This window comes from Nocardia sp. NPDC051030, from assembly GCF_040683015.1.
GTDB lineage: Bacteria > Actinomycetota > Actinomycetes > Mycobacteriales > Mycobacteriaceae > Nocardia.
In genome coordinates, this window is the sequence record NZ_JBFBCD010000001.1 from 994,821 (window position 1) to 1,018,160 (window position 23,340).

General features: G+C 66.9%; 23 protein-coding genes. 12 read left to right on the plus strand and 11 right to left on the minus strand.

Translation table 11 applies throughout. The annotated features are described in order from the left end of the window. Positions 1-24: 24 nt before the first annotated feature. Complete coding sequence (locus AB0N05_RS04300) at positions 25-396, minus strand: helix-turn-helix domain-containing protein (protein ID WP_364687318.1); 372 nt, start codon at positions 394-396, stop codon at positions 25-27. Between the two features lie 83 nt (positions 397-479). Here AB0N05_RS04300 and AB0N05_RS04305 point away from each other — a divergent pair, with 83 nt between their 5' ends. The 3 genes from AB0N05_RS04305 (at position 480) to AB0N05_RS04315 (ending at position 2,929) form a co-directional block, all read left to right on the plus strand. After that, the gene (locus AB0N05_RS04305) at positions 480-1,136 is read left to right on the plus strand and encodes an NAD(P)-binding domain-containing protein (protein ID WP_364687320.1); all 657 of its coding nucleotides are present in this window, start codon (positions 480-482) and stop codon (positions 1,134-1,136) included. 78 nt (positions 1,137-1,214) lie between these two features. Then, positions 1,215-1,778 (plus strand): TetR/AcrR family transcriptional regulator, encoded by a 564-nt coding sequence (locus AB0N05_RS04310; protein ID WP_364687322.1) that lies wholly within the window; start codon positions 1,215-1,217, stop codon positions 1,776-1,778. Between the two features lie 107 nt (positions 1,779-1,885). Then, positions 1,886-2,929 (plus strand): medium chain dehydrogenase/reductase family protein, encoded by a 1,044-nt coding sequence (locus tag AB0N05_RS04315; protein WP_364687324.1) that lies wholly within the window; start codon positions 1,886-1,888, stop codon positions 2,927-2,929. A gap of 76 nt (positions 2,930-3,005) precedes the next feature. Here AB0N05_RS04315 and AB0N05_RS04320 read toward each other — a convergent pair whose 3' ends face one another. The 6 genes from AB0N05_RS04320 to AB0N05_RS04345 form a co-directional block, all read right to left on the minus strand. Then, complete coding sequence (locus AB0N05_RS04320; RefSeq protein ID WP_364687326.1) at positions 3,006-5,057, minus strand: CocE/NonD family hydrolase; 2,052 nt, start codon at positions 5,055-5,057, stop codon at positions 3,006-3,008. 285 nt (positions 5,058-5,342) lie between these two features. Continuing rightward, entirely contained in the window at positions 5,343-6,083 is a 741-nt protein-coding gene (locus tag AB0N05_RS04325) for a phosphoglyceromutase (protein WP_364687328.1), read from the minus strand. A 7-nt stretch (positions 6,084-6,090) separates the two neighbouring features. Then, positions 6,091-6,972, minus strand: coding sequence for an ROK family protein (locus AB0N05_RS04330; protein ID WP_364687330.1), 882 nt, complete (start codon positions 6,970-6,972; stop codon positions 6,091-6,093). 75 nt (positions 6,973-7,047) lie between these two features. Then, positions 7,048-7,542: a YbjN domain-containing protein gene (locus AB0N05_RS04335; protein ID WP_364687332.1), complete on the minus strand. Its 495-nt coding sequence runs from the start codon at positions 7,540-7,542 to the stop codon at positions 7,048-7,050. Then, positions 7,539-8,921 (minus strand): D-inositol-3-phosphate glycosyltransferase, encoded by a 1,383-nt coding sequence (gene mshA / locus AB0N05_RS04340; RefSeq protein ID WP_364687334.1) that lies wholly within the window; start codon positions 8,919-8,921, stop codon positions 7,539-7,541. Before mshA ends, AB0N05_RS04335 begins: the two co-directional genes overlap by 4 nt. Before the next feature lie 100 nt (positions 8,922-9,021). Then, entirely contained in the window at positions 9,022-9,846 is an 825-nt protein-coding gene (locus tag AB0N05_RS04345) for an alpha/beta hydrolase (RefSeq protein WP_364687336.1), read from the minus strand. Between the two features lie 120 nt (positions 9,847-9,966). Here AB0N05_RS04345 and AB0N05_RS04350 point away from each other — a divergent pair, with 120 nt between their 5' ends. Next, positions 9,967-10,701, plus strand: coding sequence for an SDR family oxidoreductase (locus tag AB0N05_RS04350; RefSeq protein WP_364687338.1), 735 nt, complete (start codon positions 9,967-9,969; stop codon positions 10,699-10,701). 150 nt (positions 10,702-10,851) lie between these two features. Beyond that, positions 10,852-11,751, plus strand: a complete 900-nt coding sequence (locus tag AB0N05_RS04355; protein ID WP_364687340.1) for an EamA family transporter — start codon at positions 10,852-10,854, stop codon at positions 11,749-11,751. A 6-nt stretch (positions 11,752-11,757) separates the two neighbouring features. On the opposite strand, the gene AB0N05_RS04360 is transcribed toward AB0N05_RS04355, so the two are convergent. Beyond that, on the minus strand, positions 11,758-12,975 hold the full coding sequence (locus AB0N05_RS04360) for a cytochrome P450 (RefSeq protein WP_364687342.1): 1,218 nt from the start codon (positions 12,973-12,975) through the stop codon (positions 11,758-11,760). Positions 12,976-13,144: 169 nt separating this feature from the next. Here AB0N05_RS04360 and AB0N05_RS04365 point away from each other — a divergent pair, with 169 nt between their 5' ends. The 4 genes from AB0N05_RS04365 to AB0N05_RS04380 are packed head-to-tail and all read left to right on the plus strand — an operon-like array spanning position 13,145 to position 17,467. Further along, positions 13,145-14,194 carry a 3-oxoacyl-[acyl-carrier-protein] synthase III C-terminal domain-containing protein gene (locus tag AB0N05_RS04365; protein WP_364687344.1) on the plus strand — a complete coding sequence of 350 codons (1,050 nt, stop codon included), beginning with the start codon at positions 13,145-13,147 and terminating at the stop codon, positions 14,192-14,194. Between the two features lie 5 nt (positions 14,195-14,199). After that, positions 14,200-15,117 carry a hypothetical protein gene (locus AB0N05_RS04370; RefSeq protein ID WP_364687346.1) on the plus strand — a complete coding sequence of 306 codons (918 nt, stop codon included), beginning with the start codon at positions 14,200-14,202 and terminating at the stop codon, positions 15,115-15,117. Between the two features lie 56 nt (positions 15,118-15,173). After that, a complete protein-coding gene (locus tag AB0N05_RS04375) occupies positions 15,174-15,926 on the plus strand; it encodes a glycosyltransferase (protein ID WP_364687348.1) in 753 nt (250 codons plus the stop codon). Next, on the plus strand, positions 15,923-17,467 hold the full coding sequence (locus tag AB0N05_RS04380; RefSeq protein ID WP_364687350.1) for a class I adenylate-forming enzyme family protein: 1,545 nt from the start codon (positions 15,923-15,925) through the stop codon (positions 17,465-17,467). The genes AB0N05_RS04375 and AB0N05_RS04380 overlap by 4 nt, the downstream gene beginning before the upstream one ends. A gap of 5 nt (positions 17,468-17,472) precedes the next feature. Here AB0N05_RS04380 and AB0N05_RS04385 read toward each other — a convergent pair whose 3' ends face one another. The 3 genes from AB0N05_RS04385 to AB0N05_RS04395 form a co-directional block, all read right to left on the minus strand. After that, positions 17,473-18,843 carry a hypothetical protein gene (locus AB0N05_RS04385; RefSeq protein ID WP_364687352.1) on the minus strand — a complete coding sequence of 457 codons (1,371 nt, stop codon included), beginning with the start codon at positions 18,841-18,843 and terminating at the stop codon, positions 17,473-17,475. A gap of 97 nt (positions 18,844-18,940) precedes the next feature. After that, positions 18,941-20,179, minus strand: a complete 1,239-nt coding sequence (locus tag AB0N05_RS04390; protein ID WP_364687354.1) for an Ig-like domain-containing protein — start codon at positions 20,177-20,179, stop codon at positions 18,941-18,943. 63 nt (positions 20,180-20,242) lie between these two features. Next, positions 20,243-21,352, minus strand: coding sequence for a UDP-N-acetylmuramate dehydrogenase (locus tag AB0N05_RS04395; RefSeq protein WP_364687356.1), 1,110 nt, complete (start codon positions 21,350-21,352; stop codon positions 20,243-20,245). A gap of 26 nt (positions 21,353-21,378) precedes the next feature. Between AB0N05_RS04395 and AB0N05_RS04400 the strand changes: the two genes are divergently transcribed. The 3 genes from AB0N05_RS04400 to AB0N05_RS04410 are packed head-to-tail and all read left to right on the plus strand — an operon-like array spanning position 21,379 to position 23,196. After that, positions 21,379-21,864 (plus strand): DUF2505 domain-containing protein, encoded by a 486-nt coding sequence (locus AB0N05_RS04400; protein WP_364687358.1) that lies wholly within the window; start codon positions 21,379-21,381, stop codon positions 21,862-21,864. Positions 21,865-21,919: 55 nt separating this feature from the next. Beyond that, entirely contained in the window at positions 21,920-22,429 is a 510-nt protein-coding gene (locus tag AB0N05_RS04405) for a DUF2505 domain-containing protein (protein ID WP_364687360.1), read from the plus strand. After that, entirely contained in the window at positions 22,426-23,196 is a 771-nt protein-coding gene (locus AB0N05_RS04410) for a class I SAM-dependent methyltransferase (RefSeq protein ID WP_364687488.1), read from the plus strand. Before AB0N05_RS04405 ends, AB0N05_RS04410 begins: the two co-directional genes overlap by 4 nt. Positions 23,197-23,340 lie beyond the last annotated feature (144 nt).

Genomic DNA, 23,340 nt, shown 5'->3' on the forward strand with positions numbered 1-23,340 from the left:
GGCAACCGCTTTCATTCGGACAGTTCAGTCCTCCGGATCGCGGTAGAGGGCGTCCCGCACCGCATCGCCGTGCTGATCCGCCCAGACGCCGAGCGCGAAGATCGGGATCAGCAGATCCTTGCCCGCGCTCGTCAGCGCGTACTCCACCCGGGGTGGCGATTCGGCATACCGGCGACGTTCGAGCAAACCCATACGCTCCATGCGGCGCAGGGTCTGGGTGAGCATCTTCTGACTGATGCCGCCGATGGTTCGCTTCAAGTCGACCGGGCGCATCGGACCGTCACGCAGCGTGTACACGATCACCGTCAGCCAGGAATTGCCGAACAGGTCCACGCCCAGGCGGGCGGGACAGTCGGATTCGTAGTCGCCATAGGGCGGGAAGTCGGGCTGCGTCATGTCTTCCCCTTCGCCATTGCGCACCTTCGGGTGCCTATCGAAATTTCTACCGTCGACTCCGTAAGCACGACAAGGAGTGGAACATGCGAATCGGAATCATCGGCGCGGGACAGATGGCGCGGGCACTCGGTAGCGGCTGGGCGGCAGCCGGACACGAAATCGTGATCGGGGCAAGGAATTCCGCGCGCGCGGAGGAGACGGCGGCGGCCATCGGGCATGAGGCTCGGGCCACGACCATTCCCGCGGCGGCACGATTCGGCGAGGCCACCCTGTTGGCCCTGCCTGTCTCCGCACTGGAAGAAGTGATCGCCGAGGCCGGGGTGGATGTCTTTGCCGGGCGCACCCTCATCGACTGCACCAATGCCTTCGCACCCGACAGCGGCGGCTTCGTCCTCTCCGAAGCCGCTGTGGCCGAACGCATTGCGGCGGCGGCACCGGGAGCACACGTGGTGAAGGCGTTCAATCTGTGCGCGGCGGAAGTGTGGGAATCGGCGCAGCGCGCATTCGAGGGCCGGACACTGCTGGTCCCGTTGTGCGGCGACGATGCCGACGCCGTGGCCCGGGTCGCCGCCCTGACCGAGGACTTGAAGCTGCGACCGGTCCATGCGGGCGGGCTGCGACAGGCTCGATACCTCGAAGCCACATCGGCATTCGTGGTCGGCCTGTGGTTTGGGGGCCACGACGCGCGGGCCATGTTCCCGCCTTTGGAAGCGACCCACGCCATCCCCGATAACGAATAAGGCTGGTGCAGAGGGAGGTTGGGGTTTCACCAATCTCCCTCTTGCCGGTCAACAGAGAGTGAGTGTACAGTCACTCACATGAGCAAGCGCGGGGTCACCCTCTCCACATCGGACGTTCGACGGGAAGCCGTCCTCGATGCCGCGATCACCGAGTTCGCCAAGACCGGGTATCACGGGACACCGATCAATACCGTTGCGGCAGCGGCGGGTATCTCCTCGGCGTACGTGTTCAAGCTGTTCCCGAGCAAGGTGGAACTGTTCGTCGGCGCACTGGACCGCTGCTTCGAATTGGTCGAGCGGTCACTGGCGACCGGCGCGGCACGGGTGCCGGACGGCGATCCGGAACAGATCCTGCACGAGATGGGCGGCGCGTACGCCGAACTGATCGCGGACAATCGCCTGCTCATGCTGCAAGTTCATGCACTGTCGGCCACGGATGTCGCCGATATCGCCGATGCGGTGCGCCGCGGCTTGCAGCGCGTCACCGACTACGCCAAAACCCGTTCGGGCGGAACGGATGCGCAGGTGCAGCACTTCATGGCCTGGGGCCAGCTGTGCCACCTGATCACCACGCTCGGACTCGACGAACACACCGGCAGCTGGGCCGCCATCCTCACCGCGGGCATCCGCCACCCGGCCTGACTTTTCGACCCACGCCCCTAGCGGGGCATTTTGTTCACACTAAGGGTGAGTGACCAGTCACCCACACATGAATATCAGCGAATAGATCCAGGAAGAGAGGTCGACCGATGTCGACTACAGCCACCACCACCGCCCTCGAAATCGTGCTCCCCGGCCGGGTCGAGCCCAGCGGATTGCAGGTCACCCACCGTGAGCTGCCGCCCCTGCGGCCGGGCCAGGCATTGGTTCGGGTCGAGGCCACCGGGGTCTCGTTCGCGGAGCAGCAGATGCGGCGCGGCAAGTACTTCGACCAGCCGCCGTTCCCGTTCGTGCCCGGCTACGACCTGGTCGGCGAGGTCGTATCGGTCGGCAGCGCGGGCGATGACCTGCTGCTCGGACAGCGCGTGGCGGTGCTCACGAAGGTCGGCGGGTGGGCCAGCCATCTGATCGTGGAGGCCGCCGATCTGGTGCCGGTTCCGGCGGGATTGTCTGCGGCACAGGCGGAAACGTTCGTGGTGAATGGCATCACCGCCTGGCAGATGCTGCATCGGATCGCGAAAGTGCGTGCCGGGCAGACGATTCTGGTGCACGGCGCGAACGGCGGTGTCGGGTCGACGCTGGTGCAACTGGCACGGGCCGCCGGTATTCGGGTGATCGGCACGGCGTCGGCACGCAATGCCGAGGCGGTGCGCGCGCTCGGCGCGATCCCGGTCGACTACCGCGGTGATGTGCCGCAACAGGTTCGGGCCATCGCGCCGGACGGTGTGGACGCGGTCTTCGACCATATCGGCGGACAGAGCGTGGTGGATTCGTTCGGGCTGCTCGCGCCGGGCGGCACGCTCATGGCCTACGGCAGCGCGTCCACCAAGGATGAGGAGGGCGACTCCAAGCTTCCGGTGCTGAAGCTGTTCGGGCGGCTGGCGCTGTGGAACCTGCTGCCCAACAAGCGCAGTGCGCACTTCTACAACATCTGGGCCGGGCGGCGTCGCCTCGCGAGGTTCCGCGCGCAGCTCGCCGAGGATCTGGCCGCGGTGTTCGAGCTGGCCGTCCGTGGTGAGCTGCGCGCCCAGGTCGCGGCGGAGTTCCCGTTGCGCGAGGCGGGCCGTGCCCTCGAACTCGCCGAATCCCGCACGGTGACAGGGAAAGTCGTACTGGTCGCCGATCCGGCCTGAACAAGCCGTAATAGAAAGCCCCGGGTGTGCACGCCATTGTGCACACCCGGGGGCTTTCAGTCCCGATAAGGCGGAATCACCAGCCGGTGTTTCCCTTCACCGGGATGTTCACGAAGCTCGGACGATTCGGGTCGAGCTGCACGTGCTGCGGCTTCAATCCGGTGTCGATGAGCATCGGGAGAATCGGCAGGCCCTTGGGGAAGTTGCCCGCGAAGACGTCCACCCGGAGCCGGTGGCCCGGCTGCAGGATGGCCTCGGTACCGGAGAGCGCGATATCGAGGGTGGTGGCCTCACCGGGCACCGTCTGCTCGCGCTGGGCGAGCGAGGTGAAGGCGCGCGGATCGGTGTAGTCGCCATTGGCCGAGCGGGCGCTGTTCGCGTCGTCGATCTGACGCAGCGACGCCATCATCTGACCCGAGGTCAGCACCGTCGACGTGCCATCGGGGGCAACATCATTGACGGTGACGGTCCAGTACCCGTCGGTGGCGTCCTGAACGGTATTGAGGTGCACCGCGATCGGGCCGGAGACGGTGGTGGCCTCGGCGACCGGGGCGCTGGTGAAGGTCAGCGCATTGGTCTCGGCGATGCGAGAGTCCTTGGCGCAGCCGTCGATCAGCGACAGGAAGCCCGCGGTGGCCTGCGCGGCATCATTGGAGCAGATCGTGGTGAGACCCGGCGCCACGGTCAGGCGGGCGTCGTCACCATTGGCATCGCCGGTGAGCGAACCGTCGTACAGGCCGTTCGAGGTGCCGCTGGGCTGCGAGGACAGGTACATGCGGCGGTAGCGCGAGGCCTCCTCGGCGGGAGCCGAAGTGCCGAAACCGTTCTGGGTGATCCAGCCGCCGCCCTGCTGACGCAGGGTCACCGGGCCGTAGGTGTCGATGCCGTTGTCGATGCCCTTGAGCCACTTGTCGAACCAGGCGCGCTGCAGCACATCCAGGCGCGGCGGCAGTCCGGCGCGACCGGCCTCGGCACCCGAGGTGATGTGGTAGCCATTGCCCATGAGCAGCTGCTTGTCACCCGCGGCGGCCGGAATCTCGTTGTAGATCTTGGATTCCGAGTAGGTGAACAGGTCGTGCCAGCCACCGACCACGAAGGTCTTGGCCTGAATCTTGCTCGGATCGCCCAGCCAGCCTTCGCGTTCGTGCGAGAGGTCGTTGAGCATGGCCTTCACGCGCGGGTCCAGCTGTTCCATGGTGGTGCTGGTGTACGCGGACATCAGCACGTCCAGGTAGGTGAACGGGTCGGCGGCGCGATCCTGCAACCACTTGAAGTCGAACTTGCCCTGGGCGATGGCGGCCAGATCCGGCACCCACTTGAGGCCGTTGATGGCGCTGAGCCACAGCGGGATGAAGTTGAAGCCGAAGCCGCCGCCGGGCGCGAGCACGTCATTGACGAGGTCGCTGCCGGGGACCACCGGGAAGATGGCCTTCAGTGCGGGCGGCTGCTTTTCGGCGGCCTGCACCTGGTTGATGGCCGAGTAGGACAGACCGGTCATGCCGACCTTGCCGTCGGACCAGTGCTGCTTGGACGCCCAGTCGATGACCTCGACGGTGTCCTGCTGCTCGCGCTGGCGCAGCATGTCCCAGGCGCCCTGCGAGAATCCGGTGCCGCGCACGTCGACGACGATCTGCGTGTAGCCGGACTTGATCAACTGGCGGTCGACGGAGAAGTTGCGGAGTTCGCCGTTGCCCGCCGCATTGAGCAGCTCACCGAAGCCGGAGATGGGGGTGCCGGTCAGGTTGATCGACTGGAACAGGTTGACCAGTGCGTCGCCCAGGCCGGGGATCGCGAACGCGGAGTCGGCGACGTTCGACACCAGCTTGGTGTAGGGCGTCATGTTCACGATGGCCGGAGTCTGCGTATCGACGGCGCGGCCGGAGGCGTCGGCCGGACGGTAGACATTGCCCTTGAGGACGGTGCCGTCACTCATGGTGATGGGCACGTCCCATTCGATGGAGACATTCGGGTATTGCTGAGCGCCATCCTGATTCGCGGTCCAGGCCGCGCCTGCCGCGCCGCCGTCGGGGCCGATCGGGGTGGGCGTGGCATCCGCTGTGATGCCGGTCAAAGGAACGAGCAGCGCCACGGCGGCCAGCGCCATTGTGGCCCGTAGGGTGTTCTTCATCGAACGTGATCTACCTCTCGCAAATGGTCGAACGACCAGAGCTTATCTACCCAGAAGTAAGATGCAAATTCGGGTTACAGATACTGCTTTTTAACGGGCAACCGTGCGGCAAATACCGCCGAGGTAGGCTCGAAATACCCTACGGTGGCGTAATGAGATCCCCATCACAAGGCATTTCCAGACCGCACCGTGAACGCACGGAATGCGAGGAATCGGAAACGAAAAACGCGCCGTAGCCGACCATCGGGGCTACAGCGCGTTCTCGGAGCAGAAGAGAAGCTCGGGTTACTTCTTGCCGCCCTGATTGGCGACGGCGGCGGCACCGGCGGCAGCGGCCTCCGGGTCCAGGTATTCGCCCTTGCCGAGGGGACGCAGGTTCTCGTCCAGCACGTACTTGAGCGGAATGCCGGTGGGAATGTTCAGCCCGGCGATGTCCTCGTCCGAGATGCCCTCCAGGTGCTTCACCAGCGCACGCAGCGAATTACCGTGCGCGGCAATCAGAACCGTCTTACCCGTGCGCACATCCTGGGAGATGGTGTCCTCCCAGTACGGCACCATGCGGGCCACGACATCCTTGAGGCATTCGGTCAGCGGGACGTCGATACCGGCGTAGCGCGGGTCGGTGTCCTGGCTGTATTCGCTGCCGGGCGCGATCGGCGGCGGCGGGGTGTCGTAGCTGCGACGCCACAACATGAACTGCTCGTCGCCGTACTCGTCCTTGATCTCGGCCTTGTTCTTGCCCTGCAACGCGCCGTAGTGGCGTTCGTTCAGACGCCAATCCCGCACCACCGGAATCCAATGCCGATCGCAGGCGTCGAGGGCATTGTTCGCGGTGCTGATCGCGCGGCGCAGCAGCGAGGTGTAGACGATATCCGGCAGGATGCCCTGCTCTGCCAGCAATTCACCGGCACGCTTGCCCTCGGCGACACCCTTGGCCGTCAGCTCGACATCCACCCAACCGGTGAACAGATTGAGGGCATTCCATTCGCTCTCGCCGTGGCGCAGCAGCACGAGGGTGTACGTCATGCGGCCATCATCTCAAGGCCAGCAGACCCGCACCCGCGAGGGTCGCCTGATCGGTGAGCTCGGACGGCACCACCTGCAATTCGCGCAGGAACTCCAGGCGGGCGTGCGCGGCGACCGTCTCACGCAGCGGCTTCCAGAGCGGTTCGCCGGATTGCGCGAAACCGCCGCCGATCACCACCAGGTCGGTGTCCAGCAGGGCGGTCGCCGAGGAGATCGCGGTACCGAGGGCAGTGCCCGCGCGTTCGAAGGCGGCCAGGGCAATGGGGTTCCCGGCCTGGGCGGCCTCGGACAATTCGATGCCGGTACTGCCCTCCCAGCCCTGACGGCGAGCCCAGCGCACCGAGGAATGGCCGGAGGCGACGGCCTCGACGCAGCCGAAACCGCCACAGGCGCACGGCTCTTCATTTCCCGGAACGACAATGTGGCCGATATGACCCGCATTTCCGGTGCGGCCCATGACGACTCGGCCATCCACAATGATGCCGCCGCCGATACCGGAGGACACGGTCAATGCGAGCGCATTCGAAACACCCTGCGCCGCACCCCATTTCTGTTCGGCCAGGGCCAGGCAGACACCGTCTATGGCGAATCGGATATCCGCGCCGGGAAATACTTCGCGGACCGCTTCCACGAGAGCGAAACCGTGCGCCCATTCCGGGATATTGAGCGGGCCCGCCGATCCGACCGTCACATCCACCGGTCCGGCCGAACCGATTCCCACCGCGGTGATATCCGAATCCCCCGCCACGGTCGTCAGCAACTCGCGGCAGGCTTCCCACACTCCGGAGCGCGGCACCGCGATGCGCCGCACGCCTTGCACAAGGCCATTCGAATCCACGAGTCCCGCCGCGAATTTCGTTGCCCCGATATCCAGCGCCAATGCCACCATCGGTTCGCCTCCAGTCCTATCGCTACCGCTGTGCGCTCGGCCGATTCTCGCGCATCGGCGGCGAACCCGGGGCGACTACGGCTGGTCCGCGGTATCCACCAGATGTTCGAAGGCGCGCAGGTTCTTCAGCGATTCGCCGCGCGAGACCCGCCACTTCCATTCCTTGCGAATGGATTCGGCGAAACCGAGCTCGAGGAGCACATTGAAATCGGCGTCGACGGCCTCGAGGATCGAGCCGAACCAGGTATCGAGTTCATCGGGCGTGACGGCGTGCGTGGACATGCGGCCGACCAGGTAGATGTCACCCAGCTTGTCGAGGGTGTAGGCCACGCCGTACAGGCGGCGATTGCGGCGCAGCATGAACTTGTAGACGCCCTCGAAGTTCTCGTCCGGTTTGCGGCAGACGAAGGACTCCATGCGCACGCCGTGCTTGCCGACGGTGACCATGACGGTGGTCTTGAGCTTGCGCTCACCGGGCAGGATCACGACGAACGTGTCCTCGCCCTCACGGGTGTATTCGATGTCGCGGTCGCGCAGGGTGTCGTCGATCAACTGTGCGGTCTCGCTCATCGGCGTACTACTCCCGTCCGGCGACGCCAGAGCGCGAGCGACCTGGCGTGATTGCTGTCGGTATGCAGGCTACTGCCGCGGCTGCGGGACACCCGCGCCTGGGACAGGGCGGCCGAGTAGCTGTCGAGCAGTCCGTCGGCGGTATGCGCCCAGGAGAAGTTGGAGGCGTGCTCGACGGCGGCCACGCCCATCTGCTCGAGTCGGCCCGGATTGTCGAACAGCGAGCGCAGGGCTGCCGCCCAATCGGCTGTGTGATGGCCGGGGACCAGCAGCCCGGAGACATGGTCGCGGACCGCGGTGCCGAGGCCACCCACATCGGCGGCGAGCACGGGGGTGCCGCTGGCCTGCGCCTCGATGGCGACCAGGCCGAAGGATTCGTTGTAACTGGGCACGGCCACCAGATCCGCGGCGCGGTACACCTGAGCCAGGCGGTTCGGAGGCTGCGGCGGCAGGAAGGTGACGCGATCGGAAATGCCCAGGGCGGAAGCCAATTCGATCAAGGCATCGGGGCGTTCCAGACCGGAGCCGGAGGGACCGCCGACGATCAGCACACGCAGCGGACGGTCGGGACGATGCGGTTGCACGGCCTCGTCGGCCAGCATTTGCGCGGCGGCGCGGACCAGCACATCGGGGGCCTTGAGCGGCTGGATGCGGCCGATGAAGGCGACGATCCGCTCCTCGGCGGGCAGGCCGAGTTCCGCGCGGGCGGCGGCCTTGTCGCCGGGTCGGTAAAGGTTCAGGTCCGCGCCGGGCAGCACCACGTCGATGCGGTCCGGGTCGGCGCCGTACAGCTCGACCAGTTGGCGGGCTTCCTCGGCGGTATTGGCGACCAGACGGTCGGCCTCGGCGACGATCTGCTTCTCGCCGATCTCACGCGCGGCCGGTTCCGGGGTGTCGCCCTCGGCCAGGTAGGCGTTCTTCACCGCGGCCAGGGTGTGCGCGGTGTGCACCATGGGCGTGCGCCAGCGGTCGCGGGCCAGCCAGCCGACCTGACCGGACAGCCAGTAGTGCGAATGGATGAGGTCGTAGTGGCCGGGCTGATGCCGGGCCTCGGTGCGCAGCACCTCGGCGGCGAACGGACACAGCTGCGTCGGCAGATCGTGCTTGTCGAGACCCTCGAACGGCCCGGCCTGCACATGCCGGACCAGGACGCCGGGGGCGGCCTCGACCACGGGTTCGTCATTGGAGGAAGTGGCGCGGGTGAAGATCTCCACCTGGGTGCCGCGACGGGCCAGTTCGATGGCGGTCTGCAGCACGTAGACATTCATGCCGCCCGCGTCGCCGGTACCCGGTTGCGCGAGGGGTGAGGTGTGCACCGATAGAACGGCAATCCGATCAGGCCGTAGGTCGGGGCGTTGACTCACCACTCCAGTGTGCATGGGAGCTATAACGGTAAAAACATTGGACACCTTCCCAAGTGAGCTGAGTCACAAGGAATTTCATCAGCGTGATTGCAATGCTTGGGGCGCTGAGGTGGCATCAGGCCAGGTCGGCGGCGAAGTCCGTGATCTCGGCCACCCAGCGCGACGGATCCTCGATGAACAGGCCGTGCAGGGAGTCCTCCCAGTAAGAGGTCTGGGCAGCCGGGACGGTGTCGGCGATATAGCGGCCGTTCTCGACCGGAACCACCGGATCGGCGGTGCCGTGCATGACCAGGACCGGGACATCGAGGGTGCGCAAGGTCTCGGTGTTGTCGACCGTGCGATAGAACAGGGCCTTGCGAACCCGGGGGCGGGTGGCGACGCTGCCGCCGAAGAGGCGCTGCGCATCCTCGCCCTTGTCGCGGCCCGGACCGGTATTGGCATTGCCGAAGGCGGCGAAACCCCGATTGGCGTAGCCCGCGCTCTCGGAGAAGACGTCGGGGATGGCCTTCGCCATGGCCGGGCCGGTCTCCGCGCCGGGGACGCCGCGGCCGATGCCCGCCTGCGAACCGGTGTAGACCACGCCCGCGACCGCACCCGTGCCGTAGGCGGCCAGGTAGTCGGTGAGGACGATGCCGCCGTAGGACCAGCCGAGCAGGATCGCGCCCGAGGTGATGTCCTCGGCCGCGAGGACGGCGGCCACGTCGGCGGCCCAGTTCTTAGGGTCGTCGTAGCCGGATTCCGGGGCGTCGGAGTAGCCGTGACCGCGCAGATCAAGGGCGATCACCCGGAAGCTCTCGGCCAGCTCGTCGGCCGCGCGGCCCCAGCACCGCAGCGTTCCGGACCATCCGTGCAGCAGGACCAGCGGTCGCGCACCCTCCGGGCCGGTGACCCGGTAAACGATAGTGGTCCCGTCCGCACTGACTACTTCCCGAATCGCCATAGCAGCCAGGCTAACCGGAGGTGTTGCGCGCAGCGTGAGCGGAAAGCGTCGGGGCCGGACAGGCGATGAGGGTGTGTACCTCGGCGAGCCTGCTCGACACGCCGTCTTTAAGCTCAGGGGATGAGCACTCGCACCGCTGTCGTGACCGGAGCAAGTTCGGGGATCGGGGAAGCTACCGCCCGCGAACTCGCGAAGCAGGGGTACCACGTGTTCGTGGGGGCACGACGGATCGATCGGCTGGAACAGCTGGCGGCCGAGATCGGCGGGACCGCGCTCGCACTCGACGTGACCGACGAGGACTCGGTGCAGGCCTTCACCGACGCTGTCGGGCGCTGCGATGTGCTGGTCAACAATGCGGGCGGGGCCAAGGGACTGGCCACGGTGGCGGAGGCCGACCTGGACGACTGGCGGTGGATGTGGGAGACCAATGTGCTCGGCACGCTGCGGGTCACCAAGGCGCTGCTGCCCAAGCTCATCGAATCCGGTGACGGGCTGATCGTCACCATCACCTCGGTGGCCGCCTTCACCGCCTACGACAATGGTTCCGGCTACACCACCGCCAAGCACGCGCAGGCGGTGCTGCACCGGACCCTGCGCGGGGAACTGCTCGGAAAGCCGGTGCGGCTCACCGAGATCGCGCCGGGCGCGGTGGAAACCGAGTTCTCCCTCGTCCGCTTCGAGGGTGACACCGAGCGCGCCGCCAAGGTGTACGACGGCATCGATCCGCTTGTCGCACAGGACATTGCCGAGATCATCGGCTTCGTCGCCTCGCGGCCGCCGCACGTCAATCTCGACACCATCGTCGTGAAGCCGCGGGACCAGGCCGAAGCCGGCCGCTTCGCACGACGCAGCTGACCCGCATGACATCGTCATTCCGGCGTGCTCTCGGCCGGAATCTACCGGCGCCCCAGATAGTTACTCCTGTTTCCGGCCAAACCACGTCGGGATGACCAGGCAGCGGTGTACCGACCGTGCTGCCGTAGCCGTAATCGTTGAGGAGGCGTGGTGACGCGCGAGATTTCGCGGCCTCGGCTGTTATCGCTGGAGTCGGTGCCGCCGTCGGCGCTGGTGCTGACCGGGATCGTGTCGGTGCAGGCCGGGGCGGGCATTGCCAAGCAGCTGTTCGAGGAGCTACCACCGAACGCCGTGGTGCTGCTGCGGCTGTTCACCTCGGCGCTGGTGCTGGGGTTCCTGGCGCGCAAGGCATTACGGACGGTGTGGCGTGATCACTCCGCTCGGAGTCTCACACTGGCGGTCGGGTACGGACTGACCCTCGCCTTGATGAATTTCTGCATCTACCAGTCGTTTTCGCGCATTCCACTGGGTGTGGCGGTGACGATCGAGTTCCTGGGGCCGCTGACCGTCGCGGTCATTTCCTCGCGGCGGGCGTGGGATCTGCTGTGGGTGGCCCTCGCGGCCACCGGCGTGGTGCTGCTCGCCAAGGGCGGCGGCGCGCTCGATGCCGTCGGTATCGGGTTCGCCTTGCTGGCCGGGGTGGGCTGGGGCGCTTACATTCTGCTCGGCCAGGCCGTGGGCAAGGACTTCCCCGGCATGACCGGCTTGGCCATCGGGAGCTTGATCGGCACCCTCGTCATGCTGCCGATGGGGATCGCCTCGGGCGGTAGCGCCCTGCTCGATCCCCGGCTGCTGCTGCTCGGCATGGCCGTGGGCGTGCTGTCCTCGCTGATCCCCTACTCGCTGGAACTGGATGCCTTGCGGCGCATGCCCGCTCGCGTGTTCGGAATCCTGATGAGCCTGGAACCGGCGGTGGCGGCGCTGGTGGGCCTCATCGTGCTGGGTGAATTACTCTCGCTGCGACAGTGGCTCGCGATCGGGTGCGTGATCGTGGCATGCGTGGGATCCACACGCGGGCAGAAGGATCCGATCGAAGCACCCGAGGCCTGAGCGCGGTCAGTCGGCCAGGCGAATGCGGAGGGTCTCGTAGGTGGGGATGAAAACCTTTCTGCGGTAGCGGCGTTCGACGATCTCGTAGGGGCGGCCATTGACCGTCAGCGCCTCGAGCAGGGCCGTCAGCTCCGAGTGCACGAGTTGCGCGCCCAGACACAGGTGGCGGCCGCCGCCGAACCAGAGTTGCCGGGTTTCGGGGATGTAGTCGCGGCTGATGCTGAACCCGCCCACCGAATTATTGATCGACCAGGTGAGGATTTTGACGTGCTCACCGGCGGTGAGTTTGCGGCCCGCGATCTCCACGTCGGCGGTGACGGACCGGCCGACCAGGTACGCCGGACTGGTGACGCGCAGGGTTTCGCGGACGGCATCGGGGGTGCGTTCGGGGGCGGCGAGCAGGGCGCGCTGTTCGCCGCTGTCGTGCAGGATCGCGACCATGCGGCTCATCGAGCTGGCGAGGGTGTCGGTGCCCGCGACGGCCATGAGAATGGCCAGGCCCGAGGCGTGCTCGACTTCCAGGCCGAGTTCGCGGCAGCGGCCGAGGGTGGTGTTGCCGTCGGCGCGGGCGTAGGCGGCGGGCACCGAGGTGGCGAGCTTGCCCGCCAGGGTGCGGGCGCGCTCGACGGCCACCGGGTCCAGGGTGGTGGAGGCCATGGTGCCCATGGCCAGGTTGACGAGTTCCTCGACGTGTTCGAAGAGCACGCGGAAGGGCTCGTCCGGATCGTCGGTGGTGAAGCCGCCGTCGGCGAAGATGGCGGCGATATCGGCGGGTTCCATGCCGACCAGGTCGGAGACGCTGCGGCCGACCAGTACCCGGGCCCGTTCGGCGACGTCCACGGTTTTCCCGGCGGCGAGGTCGTTGGAGAGTTCCTTCAGGCCGGGGCCGATGACCCGATCCACCAGGGCGTCGGTGTGCTTGGCGGCGAACAGGTCCCGCACCTTGGCGCGCAGGGCGACATGGCCGGGGCCTTCGAAGAGGTCCTCGACCCAGTCGCCGATGACCTGCGCCCACCAGTGCCCGGCCGCACCTTCGGAGACGATGCTGAAGTGCGTGCTGTCGTTGTAGATCTGGCGGGCGACCAGGGGGTCGGCCACGAACCAGCCGAGCTTGGGCACCTTGCGAATGGGTTTGGCGGCGCGCCCCACGAGCAGCAGGGCGGGCAGCCAGGGCTGACCGGCGGCGAGCAGGGCTAGTTCATGCCTCTTGGCGGCATTGGGCATGGTGGCTACTCCCGGCGGATCTCGGCTACGAACACTTCTGTACGTCAATCAGGCATTGCTGCGCAATGTCGTTCACCTCACACGGTCTGACTTAGAGAATTTTCAAAATAGAAATACGCACACTGCTAGCGTCCCGGGCAACTTGTGGGCTGCTTTGGAGTGAACACGCATGCTGAAATCCCGAATCGAAGCGGTGGGCTCGTACCTCCCCACCGACGAGGTATCGACAGCGGAACTGCTGGCGCAACTGGCCATCGAATCCCCGGTCGACCTGGAGAAAGTCAGCGGGGTCCGGAACCGCCGCCGCTGCGGCACGGATGCCGAGGGACTACCCGAGGACTCGTTCACCGTCGCCCTCGCCGCCGCCCGCAGCGCACTCGGGAACTCCGGCTATGCGGCCGCCGATCTGGACGTGATCATCTCCTGCTCGATCACCCGCATTCGCGGCGACGAATTCTGCGTGGAACCGTCCTTCGCACTCATGCTGCGCAATGAACTCGGCGCGACCGGAGCCATCCACTTCGACGTGTCCAATGCCTGCGCGGGCATGATGAGCGGCGTGCTGGTGCTGGATCGAATGATCCGCGCGGGCATTGTCGAACGCGGGCTCGTCGTGTCCGGGGAGTACATCACTCCCATCGCCGACACCGCGGTACTGGAGATGTCGGAGAAGTACGATCCGCAGTTCGCCTCGCTGACCGTCGGTGATGGGGCGGCGGCGGTCATCCTGGACGGTAAGGGCGTCGACGGCGACTGCATCGACTACATCGAACTCAATACCAGTGCGGCCTTCGCGCAGCTGTGCCTCGGCATGCCGAGCGATCGCAGCTCCGGTATCGCGCTGTACACCGACAACCGGGCCATGCACAACGAGTCGCGGTATCTGCTGTGGACCACGCGGCAGAAGGACTTCCTGCACGCACGGGGCAGTGACTTCACCGCCGAGGACTACGACTATCTGATCCATCATCAATTCAGTGGGCCCGCGGTGGAATTGATCAACAAGATCGCGGAGCGGGAATTCGACTCCACCATGCCGACCGGTCTTGCCGTACTGGAGAAGTACGGAAACACCGCATCCACCTCGCATTTCGTGGTATTACACGACGCGCTCAAACAACAAAGGCTAGCGTCCGGAGCGAAAGTACTGATGGTGCCCGCAGCCTCCGGCGTGGTGGCCGGGTTCCTGTCCGTAACTCTCGGCGAACTTCGGGCGTGATATCCATGGGCATCGTAATTTCTTCAGTCACAGTAGAAATCGGCGGCGGAAGCTCCATCGAACAAGCGGCGGCAGCAGCGAGGCGCGCCATCGCGGAAGCCGGTACCACACCGGAACACATTGACGCGCTGATCAATACGGGCGTCTATCGCGATTCGAACATGGTGGAACCCGCCATGTCGGCGCTCATTCAACAACAGGCGGGCATCGGGCTCGAGTACCGCAGCGGCGATGTGCCCTGCCTGTCCTTCGATCTCATGAACGGGGCCACCGGCGTACTCAACGCCATTCAGGTCAGCCAGGCGCTGCTGGAAGCGCCGACCGTGCAGCGGGTACTCATCGTCTCCGGTGACGCGCATCCGTCGAAATCGCCTGAACCGCAACCCGGATTCCCGATCAAACCGGTCGGGGCCGCGATGGTGCTGGAGCGGATTCCGGGTCCGAAGGGATTCGGGGCGCTGCACATCAGCGCCACGGATGGGCGGCCCGAGGCCGTCGGGTACGTCCGGCTGTCGGATATGGGCGTGAGCGGACGCTCCACCATCGTGGTGGATCGGACCACCAATGGGGTCGAAGAGCTGCTGCACCACGCGGTATCCGCGGCCAGCGAGGCAGTGGAGATCGCCGATGTGGCCGCCGAGCGGATCGTCCTGATCTGCGGGCGGCCCACCGCCGAATTCCCGGCGCTGCTGGCACAGCGACTTGGACTGCCCGCAGACTCGGTCTGCGTGCCCGCAGACTCGGTCTGCGCCGATGACGCCGAGCGCTCCACCTCCCTGCGCTTGGACGCCCACACATCCGCACTGCCCGCCGCCTACCTGGCCGCCCGCGACAGCGGCAAACTCGACCGAGCCGACGTGGCATTGTTCGTCGCGGCGGGAGCGGGACCCTCGGCCGCCGCCATCGCCTATCGGCTGCGGTGAAACCCCTCGCCGATCAAGGGCGATAGACAGCGCGAGACCTCCGGAGGGATCTTTCGATGAGCAAACTGTGGGTTGTCATGCCCGCGTACAACGAGGAGCACGGAATCACCGGCGCCCTGGCGGCATTGGCCGCGCAGCTGGACCGGGACTTCACGCTCGTCGTGGTGGACAACAACTCCACTGACGACACCGCCACGGTGGTGCGCGATTTCGCCTCCGAACACCCCTGGATGCGGATCGAGCTCATCGAGGAGACCCAGAAGGGCACCGGCGCGGCGGCGGACACCGGTATGCGCCATGCCATTTCACGCGGCGCGGTGCGACTGGCCCGCACCGATGCGGACTGCCTGCCCACCCCCGACTGGACCACGCGCATCAATGCCGCATTCGAATCCGGGCTCCGGCTGATCAGCGGGCAACTCATTCCACGCACCGATGAGGGCGTGAAATGGGTGGACCGCACCATCATTCGGGTGGCATTGGAGGTGGCGTCCACCTTCGGCAAGTTCCGGCCGGGCAATCAGGACTCCCGCTATCTCGGGCCCTACGTCATGACGCCGGGCTGCAATATGGCCATCACGGCCGAACTGTACGAAGCCGCGGGCGGGTTCCCGCGCACCGCCATCGAAGACCTGCACGAGGACCGCGCACTGGTCAATGCCGTCCGGACCATCACCACCGACTACGGACTGCGCCGCGATGTCCGCGTCTACGGCTCCAACCGCCGGGTGCGCGCCTGGGGCGTCCGCAAGACCCTCGCCTGGTACGCCGATCACCGATACAAGCCGGAACTGGTGGACATTCGATGACCGATACCGAGAAACTCTCCCAGGACTTCCTCGAACTCCTGCGGGAGCAGGTCCGGCTGCGGCCGGACGCGCCCGCCTTCGGGATGATCGCCGAGCAGCCGCTCACCTACGCCGAACTCGAGGCGCGCATCATCTCGGTGGCGAACCAGTTGCACGCCAAGGGCTTCCGGCCCGGCGACCGCATGCTGTTCTCCATCCGGCCCTGCGTGGACGCGGTACTGCTGGTCTTCGGCACCATCGCCGCGGGCGGCACCATCGTGTTCGTCGACCCCGGCGTCGGCCCGGAACTCTTCGCGCGCCGCATCGACCTGGTCCAACCCACCTGGGCTGCAACGGAATCCCTGCTGTACCTGCTCAGCGGGCCATTGACTCGCGCGGGCCGCAAGCTCGGCCTGTCCCTGCCCGCCTTCGGTGACCTGCCGGTCCGCCACATCCACAGCGGCACGCGCCTGCCCGGCACCCCCGCCGCATCGATCCCGATCCGGCAACTGCTGACCCCGACCCGCGCCCTCGTCGATACCGCCGACTTCTCCAACCCGGAGGCCGAGGCACTGATCGTCTTCACCTCCGGAACCACGGCGGCGCCGAAAGCCGTTGTGCACACGCGTGGTTCGCTCGGCGCGGGTCTGGCAGCCATGGCGGGCCGCAGCAGCCTCGGACCGGGCGTGCGCCTGCACACCGAGCAGTTGATGATGGGCCTGCCCGCACTGATGGCGGGCGCGTGGTGGTCCATGCCGCGGTATCCCCGCTTCGGCACGCATATCGATCCGATCCGATTCGCGCGCACCCTCGATGCCGCCACCCACGCCTTCTTCACCCCTGCCGATCTGGCGGTGGTGCTCACGGCCATCGAATCCGGGACGATCGCCGCGCCCGCCCTGCGCGAGATCTCACTCGGTGGGGCCCCGGTAACGACGGCCCTGCTGCGCCGTGCCCGCGCCGCCCTGCCCGGCTGTGAATTCCTCGCCATCTACGGCATGACCGAAATCCTGCCCGTGGCAATCACTTCCGGTACCGCGAAACTGGGATTCGACGGCCCCGGCGACCCCTTGGGCGTGCCGGTGCCCGGTGTGGCCGCCCGCATCGCCGAGGACGGGGAACTGATCCTCTCCGGCCCGAACCTGTGCCGCGGCTATCTCGGCGAACCCGGGCTGGAGGAAATCCACACCGGCGATCTGGCCCGCTTCGACGGCGACATCCTGATCCTCATGGGCCGCAAGAAGGACATGATGATCCGGGGGAAGACCAATATCTACCCCGGACTGTACGAGCCCGCCATCAATGCGATCGAAGGCGTCCACCAAGCCATCATGGTTGGCGTCCCCGACGAGATCGGCGACGAACGCATCATTCTCGCCGTCGTCGCCGACCCCGATGCCACCGACCTCATTGCCCGCCTGCACCGTGAACTACCCACTCGCATAGACACATCCGCGATTCCGGACGACATCGTGCTGGTGCCGGAAATCCCGGTGAGCGGCCGCACCAGCAAGCCCGATCGCGCCGCGTTGCGTACCCGGCTGGCGGGCCGATTCGACTGAGCCCGCTATAGGTCCGCGGGTCGGTCCGCCAGCGCTCCGAGCACGTGGTCGGCGAAGTCCTCGGCTTGACGTGCCGTCAGCACGCCGTCCACGTAGCAGAAGCTCAGTTGCATTTCGTCGTGCGCGGTGGAGATCGCCACGGTCATGGCGCTGACGCAGGAGTTCGAGCCGGTCAGTACCAGGCTCGAAATCCGCAAGGCTCCAATGTGTTCGGGAAACTCCACCCGTCCCACATTGGTGACCGAGACATTCCACGACGCACGCCGATCGATCAATTCGACCAAGCGCCGCCCGGATTCGACCGTCCGCGGCGTCCCGAACCGCATACCCGCCACGGTCGACAGATGCCGCCGCTGCCGAACTCCGCGCTCCACTTGCCGATTGACCGATCGCGCCATGTCCCAGAGCGATATCTCCGGGCCGAATCGCACGAATCCGGCCAGCACCGGTGCATAGATCCCGAGTTCCGCCGCATCCGGCACGGGCTCGAGCTCCCCCCGGAAATCCACCGGAGACCCGATCCCCGCCACCCCGCGCCCGCCGGGCCGCACGGTATGACCGATCGCCCGCGCGACCGCGGCAGCGAGGGCTCCGTGCACGGTGACCCCGGCCCGTCGGCAATCCGCGACCAGCGGTGCGAGCTCCTCGGCCCGAATCACCCTGTGCACCAACTTGGTACGCCGTTCGGGCAATGCCAAGGGCACCGCCCCCGTCAGCCGCTGTGGCCGCAGCACCAAGGCCGCCGCCTGATCGAACAGCGTCGTGTACACGTACCGCCAAAACCCTCGCGCCCCAACCGGAATGAGATCGTCGGAAGGTGGCACGGCAGCACGCCCCACAACCATGTCCGCGTGCGAATCTCCGTTCCCCACAGCGTATTCGATCAGCTTGCGCAGCACCGTGAGCAGCGATCGCCCATCGATGATGAGGTGCGAGATGGTCACGATCAGGTCATGCCGTTCTTCGGCCGTTCCCGCACCGCTCGCCACATCCACGATCCGGGCGAGCCCCGCCCGCACCTCGAGCGGTTCGACCAATTCGGCATCAATCTCCGCGCGCCATCGCTGCGGATCCACGGTCTCGACTCGCCGCACCGGAATCCGCGCGGCATCCAGGGCCACCAACCGTGGATCACCCCCGGCCGGATCCACCACCCCCGCGCGCAGCAGCGGATACTCCGCCATCACCGCGGCCGCTCCCCGCTCCAACTGCTCCGGCGAAAGCGCTCCCGTCACCCGCACCCGCACACAGCAGTTCGCTGGCGAGATCTGATCGATAATCCAGAACCACCGCTCGGACGGGCTCAGCCTCCGCCCGAAACCCGTTGCCGCCGTGACCGACCCGGCCTCCGACACTGGCGACTCACGCGCGACCACCGGCCCTCCTCACACTCTCGAGAGGGCCAAAACATAACCCCAACCCGGCCGTCGCGCATTGCGGAACGTCACGACCGGGGTGGGACGGGCGGAATCCTCAGCGAGGAGCTGCCGGGGTCACCGGTGCGGCGGTCACGACGGACGCGGGATCGCCCTTGAGCGCCGACATGGTCTTCCAGGTGTCCCAGTCGATGGTCCAGTCGTACAGGTCGCCGTCGGCCGCCGAGAGCGGGATGCGGGTGCCGGTCACTTCCACCGGGTCGCCGTAGAGGGCGGTCGGGAAGTACTGCTGGGCGTCGCTCGGGCTGAGGTTGATGCAGCCGTTGGTGACATTGGTATTGCCCTGCGCGCCAAGCGATTCCGGGTTGGCGTGGATGAACTCGCCATTATTGGAGATGCGGACGGCCCAGCGCTCACGCACGTTCGTATAGAACGGCGGGTTGGACATCATGAAGTCTTCGTACTTCTCGGTGACCACGTGAATGCCGGAGCGGGTGACATTGCGGTCCTGATTGCCTTCGCCGTAGCTGCACGCGAAGTCGAAGACGGTCTGCCCTTCGCGGACCACCTGGATGCGGTGGCTGGGGGCGTTGGCCTTCACGATCTGGGAGCGGCCGATGCGGAAATCGGAGGTGAGGTCGGACGCGCCGTAGATGCCGCCGCCCAGGTCCAGGCCGTACAGCTTGGCGGCCACGTGCACCGTGGTGCCGGGCTGCCAGTATTCGCGGGGCCGCCAGTGCGCGCGGGAGCCGCCATTGTCGTCGGGCAGCCAGGCCCAGCCGCCCTCATTGTTCGGGGTGGTGGTGACGACCAGGGCCTTCTCGGCGGCCGCCTTGTTCTCGACATGCCCCTTGAACTGGATGATGATCGGCGCGGCAATGCCGACCTCTTGGTTGTCGGCGATATTGATGGTCGCCGGGGCCTGGGTCTTGGGGCTGACGGTGGTGAACTTGCCGTCGATGGTGACCGGCTTGTTGTCGGTGCCGGTGGCGGTGCCGGACCAGGTGTAGGTGACGCCGTAGCCGAGCACCTCATTGACCGTGTACTGCGTGTGGTCGGCATTGAAATCGCCGGTGACCTGCTTACCGTTCGGATTGGTCAGCGTCACCTGGTCGATGCGGCCGCCCGTCACGGAGACGGAGATCTTGGCGGTGGGGTTGACGTTCTCGGCGTTATTGCCGGGATCCGTCGTCACCTTGGCAGCGGGGGTGCTGTCCTTGGCCGAGCCGCTACCGCCTTTGTCGGACGAACACGCGGCCGCCGCCACGGACGCGGCGGCCAACAGGCCACCCAGCATGGCGGTCCTCCGCCGGACCGGCACTCCTCGATTGCTCACTGTCTCGAGGTTACCCGTGCGAACCGAGTGCTTCAGCCGACGACGGAGTGGCTCGGGACACGCCTAGAGCTCGAAACCCACCGTGACCGGTTCCGGCTCCAGGACGATGCCGAAACGCTCGGCGACGCCGTCGCGCACGGTGTGTGCGAGAGCGAGCAGGTCAGCGGCCGCCGCGGAACCCCGATTGGTCAGTGCGAGCGTGTGTTTGGTGGACAGTCGCGCGGGGGCATCCTCGCCCGGGAAGCCCTTGGCGAAGCCGGCCCGTTCGATGAGCCAGCCCGCGGAGAATTTCACCCCGCCCTCGACCGGCCAGGTGGGCACCGCCACATCCGCGCCGACATGTGCGGAAACCGCCTCCAGCACCTCCGCCACCCGGGTGTCCGGTACGACCGGATTGGTGAAGAACGAGCCCGCACTCCAGGTGTCGTGATCGGCCGGATCGAGCACCATGCCCTTCCCTGCACGCAACCGCAGGACCGCGTCGCGGACGTCGGCGGCGGGGCGGGTCTCGCCCTCTTCGGCGCCCAGTGCGGCGGCCAGTTCCCGGTAGCGCAGCGGCTCGCTGGAACCGTCCTGGTGCAGGGCGAATTCGACGGCCAGCACGACGGCCTTGTCACAGTGCTTGAGAATCGAAGTGCGGTAACCGAATCCGAGCTCGGCCGGTTCGACCCAGCGGCATTCGCCGGAAGCGCGGTCCAGCAGATGCACGCGGCGCAGCAGGCTCGCGACCTCGACGCCGTACGCGCCGACATTCTGAACCGGCGTGGCACCGGCCGAACCGGGGATTCCGGACAGGCATTCGAGACCGCCGAAGCCCTCCGCGATCGTGGCGGCCACCACGGCGTCCCAATTCGCGCCCGCCTCGGCGACGACATGACCTTCCCAGATCTCGACATCCTGGGAGGCGATCCGGACGACAACCCCGTTGAAGCCTTCGTCCGAAATGAGAAGGTTCGAGCCGCCCGCGAGCAACAGCAGCGGAATCCCGGCCGCATCCAGCTCCCGCACGGTCGCCACCAGCGACTCCGTGCTCGGGCAGTCCGCGACCATGGCCGGACCACCCACCCGCAGGGTCGTCAGCTCCGCCAGCGGCACCGCGTCGCGCAACCACGCGCCGGTCGCCGCGAGCCGGTCCCGCAGGTCGGAGAAGGCCACCACCCGAGAAGTACGCACGGGCATAAACGGTAACCTGTCCGACCATGGCGACACCTCTGGCCTTCACTGCGCACTCCGTCCACTCCACCGCCGCCGTGCGCGCGGCCTTCGCCGACGAGCAGTACTGGAAAGACCGGATCGAGGAAGTCGGCGGCCCGAATGCCCGCATCGACTCGATCAGCATCAACGGTGACCAGGTGCGCGTCGATATGGTGCAGGCCATCCCCGCCTCCGAACTGCCCGCGCAGGTCACCGCGGTCCGCCCCGGCGACCTGATCATTCCGCGCATCGAAACCTGGAACGGCTCCGGCGGCACCGTCGAGGCGCATGTGGACGGCGTGCCCGCCAATGTCAACGGCACCCTCACCGTCACCGATGACGGCACCGGCTCCAAGTTCGTGGTGGACGCCACCATCGAGGTGAAGATCCCGCTCTTCGGCAAGAAGATCGAGGCCGCCATCCAGCAGCACCTGACCGAACTGCTCGAGAGGGAAGCCGAGTTCACCGCGGCGTGGCTGAGTTCGCACTGACGTAACTGGCTCGGTTCGCCCTGAAACGACGCTGCCCGCAGTAGCCTGATCGATCGTGCCCCGCCGACTGGATTACTCCGCGCGCTATCCGCTGCACACCACCAAAGAGGTGTACGCGGCACTCATGAACCGCGACCACTGGGACGCGCGGATCGAAGAGATGCGGAAACACTCCCCCAATGACCTGGTGAGCCTGGAAGCCGGAGACCACGGCATCACGGTGGAGACCCGGCATGTGCTGCCCAAGGACAGCCTGCCCGACCTGGCGCAGACCGTCATGCGCAAGGACATGGTGATCACCCGCCGCGAGACCTGGGGACCCTTCGGACCCGAGGCGACCGGCGAATATGTCGCCGAAATCCCCGGCGGGCCCGGCACTCTCGGCGGCACCATGCGCCTGTTCCCCACCGAGACCGGCTGCACCCTGCGCACCTCCTCCCAGGCCGAGGTGTTCATCCCGTTCTTCGGGCGCAAGCTCGAACAACTCATGCTGGTGAACCTGATCGACCTGTTCCGCGCCGAAGCCGAGGTGACACAGCTCTGGCTGGATCAGAACGCCGCCTGAAACCGATCGGGACGATCACCCGCGGCACCACCGGCATCAATCGGCTGCGGCGCGGCGACCGCTGGCTCACCCACGATTCTTTGGTGGCCGAGCGGTTGCTGAACGCCGCCGATCCGCTCGTGGTGGACCTCGGTTACGGCGCGAGCCCCGTCACCACCCTCGAACTCGCGGCCCGCCTGCGCACCGTCCGCCCCGACCTGCGCGTGGTCGGCCTCGAAATCGATCCCGAACGCGTGGCCCCCGGCCGGGACGGCGTCACCTTCGCCCGGGGCGGCTTCGAACTGGCGGGCCTGCACCCGATCCTGGTGCGCGCCTTCAACGTCCTGCGCCAATACCCCGAATCCGCCGTCCCCGAAGCCTGGTCCACCATCCTGTCGGGCCTGCACCCCGACGGTCTCCTCATGGACGGCACCTGCGACGAACTCGGCCGCCGCTGCGCCTGGATCCTCTTGGACCGCACCGGCCCCCTCTCCCTCACCCTGGCCTGGGACCCCTTCACCGTCGACCGCCCCTCCGACATAGCCGAACGCCTCCCCAAGGCCCTCATCCACCGCAATATCCCCGGCGAACCCATCCACACCCTCCTGACGGCCGCCGACCGAGCCTGGGCCAGCTCCGCCCCGCTAGCCCCCTACGGCCCCCGAGCCCGCTGGCGTCACGCCGCAAACCTCCTGCGGGAACAGGGTTTTCCCCTCAGCCCCCAACGCCGCCGCCTCCGCGACAACACCCTCACGGTCCCATGGAAGGCCGTCGCACCTCTTCCCTGAGCCGCTCGCTCGAATTCGGCAGCACCCCGGGCCGTGGCGCAATTACACTGTCCCCCAACGGCCCCCCAACACCAGCTTCTTCGTGGAGCACGTTGGCCGGACCGCAGGCTGCAATGACCCGCGCACTCCCGCGCGGATCATTGG

Excerpts from the sequence above, each read along its gene's own strand:
- AB0N05_RS04400 (WP_364687358.1), top strand. The coding sequence starts at position 21,379 with ATGGCGACACCTCTGGCCTTCACTGCGCACTCCGTCCACTCCACCGCC.
- AB0N05_RS04350 (WP_364687338.1), top strand. The coding sequence starts at position 9,967 with ATGAGCACTCGCACCGCTGTCGTGACCGGAGCAAGTTCGGGGATCGGG.
- mshA (WP_364687334.1), bottom strand. The coding sequence starts at position 8,921 with ATGCACACTGGAGTGGTGAGTCAACGCCCCGACCTACGGCCTGATCGG.
- AB0N05_RS04320 (WP_364687326.1), bottom strand. The coding sequence starts at position 5,057 with ATGAAGAACACCCTACGGGCCACAATGGCGCTGGCCGCCGTGGCGCTG.
- AB0N05_RS04310 (WP_364687322.1), top strand. The coding sequence starts at position 1,215 with ATGAGCAAGCGCGGGGTCACCCTCTCCACATCGGACGTTCGACGGGAA.
- AB0N05_RS04315 (WP_364687324.1), top strand. The coding sequence starts at position 1,886 with ATGTCGACTACAGCCACCACCACCGCCCTCGAAATCGTGCTCCCCGGC.
- AB0N05_RS04365 (WP_364687344.1), top strand. The coding sequence starts at position 13,145 with ATGCTGAAATCCCGAATCGAAGCGGTGGGCTCGTACCTCCCCACCGAC.
- AB0N05_RS04360 (WP_364687342.1), bottom strand. The coding sequence starts at position 12,975 with ATGCCCAATGCCGCCAAGAGGCATGAACTAGCCCTGCTCGCCGCCGGT.
- AB0N05_RS04305 (WP_364687320.1), top strand. The coding sequence starts at position 480 with ATGCGAATCGGAATCATCGGCGCGGGACAGATGGCGCGGGCACTCGGT.
- AB0N05_RS04380 (WP_364687350.1), top strand. The coding sequence starts at position 15,923 with ATGACCGATACCGAGAAACTCTCCCAGGACTTCCTCGAACTCCTGCGG.
- AB0N05_RS04345 (WP_364687336.1), bottom strand. The coding sequence starts at position 9,846 with ATGGCGATTCGGGAAGTAGTCAGTGCGGACGGGACCACTATCGTTTAC.
- AB0N05_RS04375 (WP_364687348.1), top strand. The coding sequence starts at position 15,174 with ATGAGCAAACTGTGGGTTGTCATGCCCGCGTACAACGAGGAGCACGGA.
- AB0N05_RS04330 (WP_364687330.1), bottom strand. The coding sequence starts at position 6,972 with ATGGTGGCATTGGCGCTGGATATCGGGGCAACGAAATTCGCGGCGGGA.
- AB0N05_RS04370 (WP_364687346.1), top strand. The coding sequence starts at position 14,200 with ATGGGCATCGTAATTTCTTCAGTCACAGTAGAAATCGGCGGCGGAAGC.
- AB0N05_RS04335 (WP_364687332.1), bottom strand. The coding sequence starts at position 7,542 with ATGAGCGAGACCGCACAGTTGATCGACGACACCCTGCGCGACCGCGAC.
- AB0N05_RS04325 (WP_364687328.1), bottom strand. The coding sequence starts at position 6,083 with ATGACGTACACCCTCGTGCTGCTGCGCCACGGCGAGAGCGAATGGAAT.
- AB0N05_RS04300 (WP_364687318.1), bottom strand. The coding sequence starts at position 396 with ATGACGCAGCCCGACTTCCCGCCCTATGGCGACTACGAATCCGACTGT.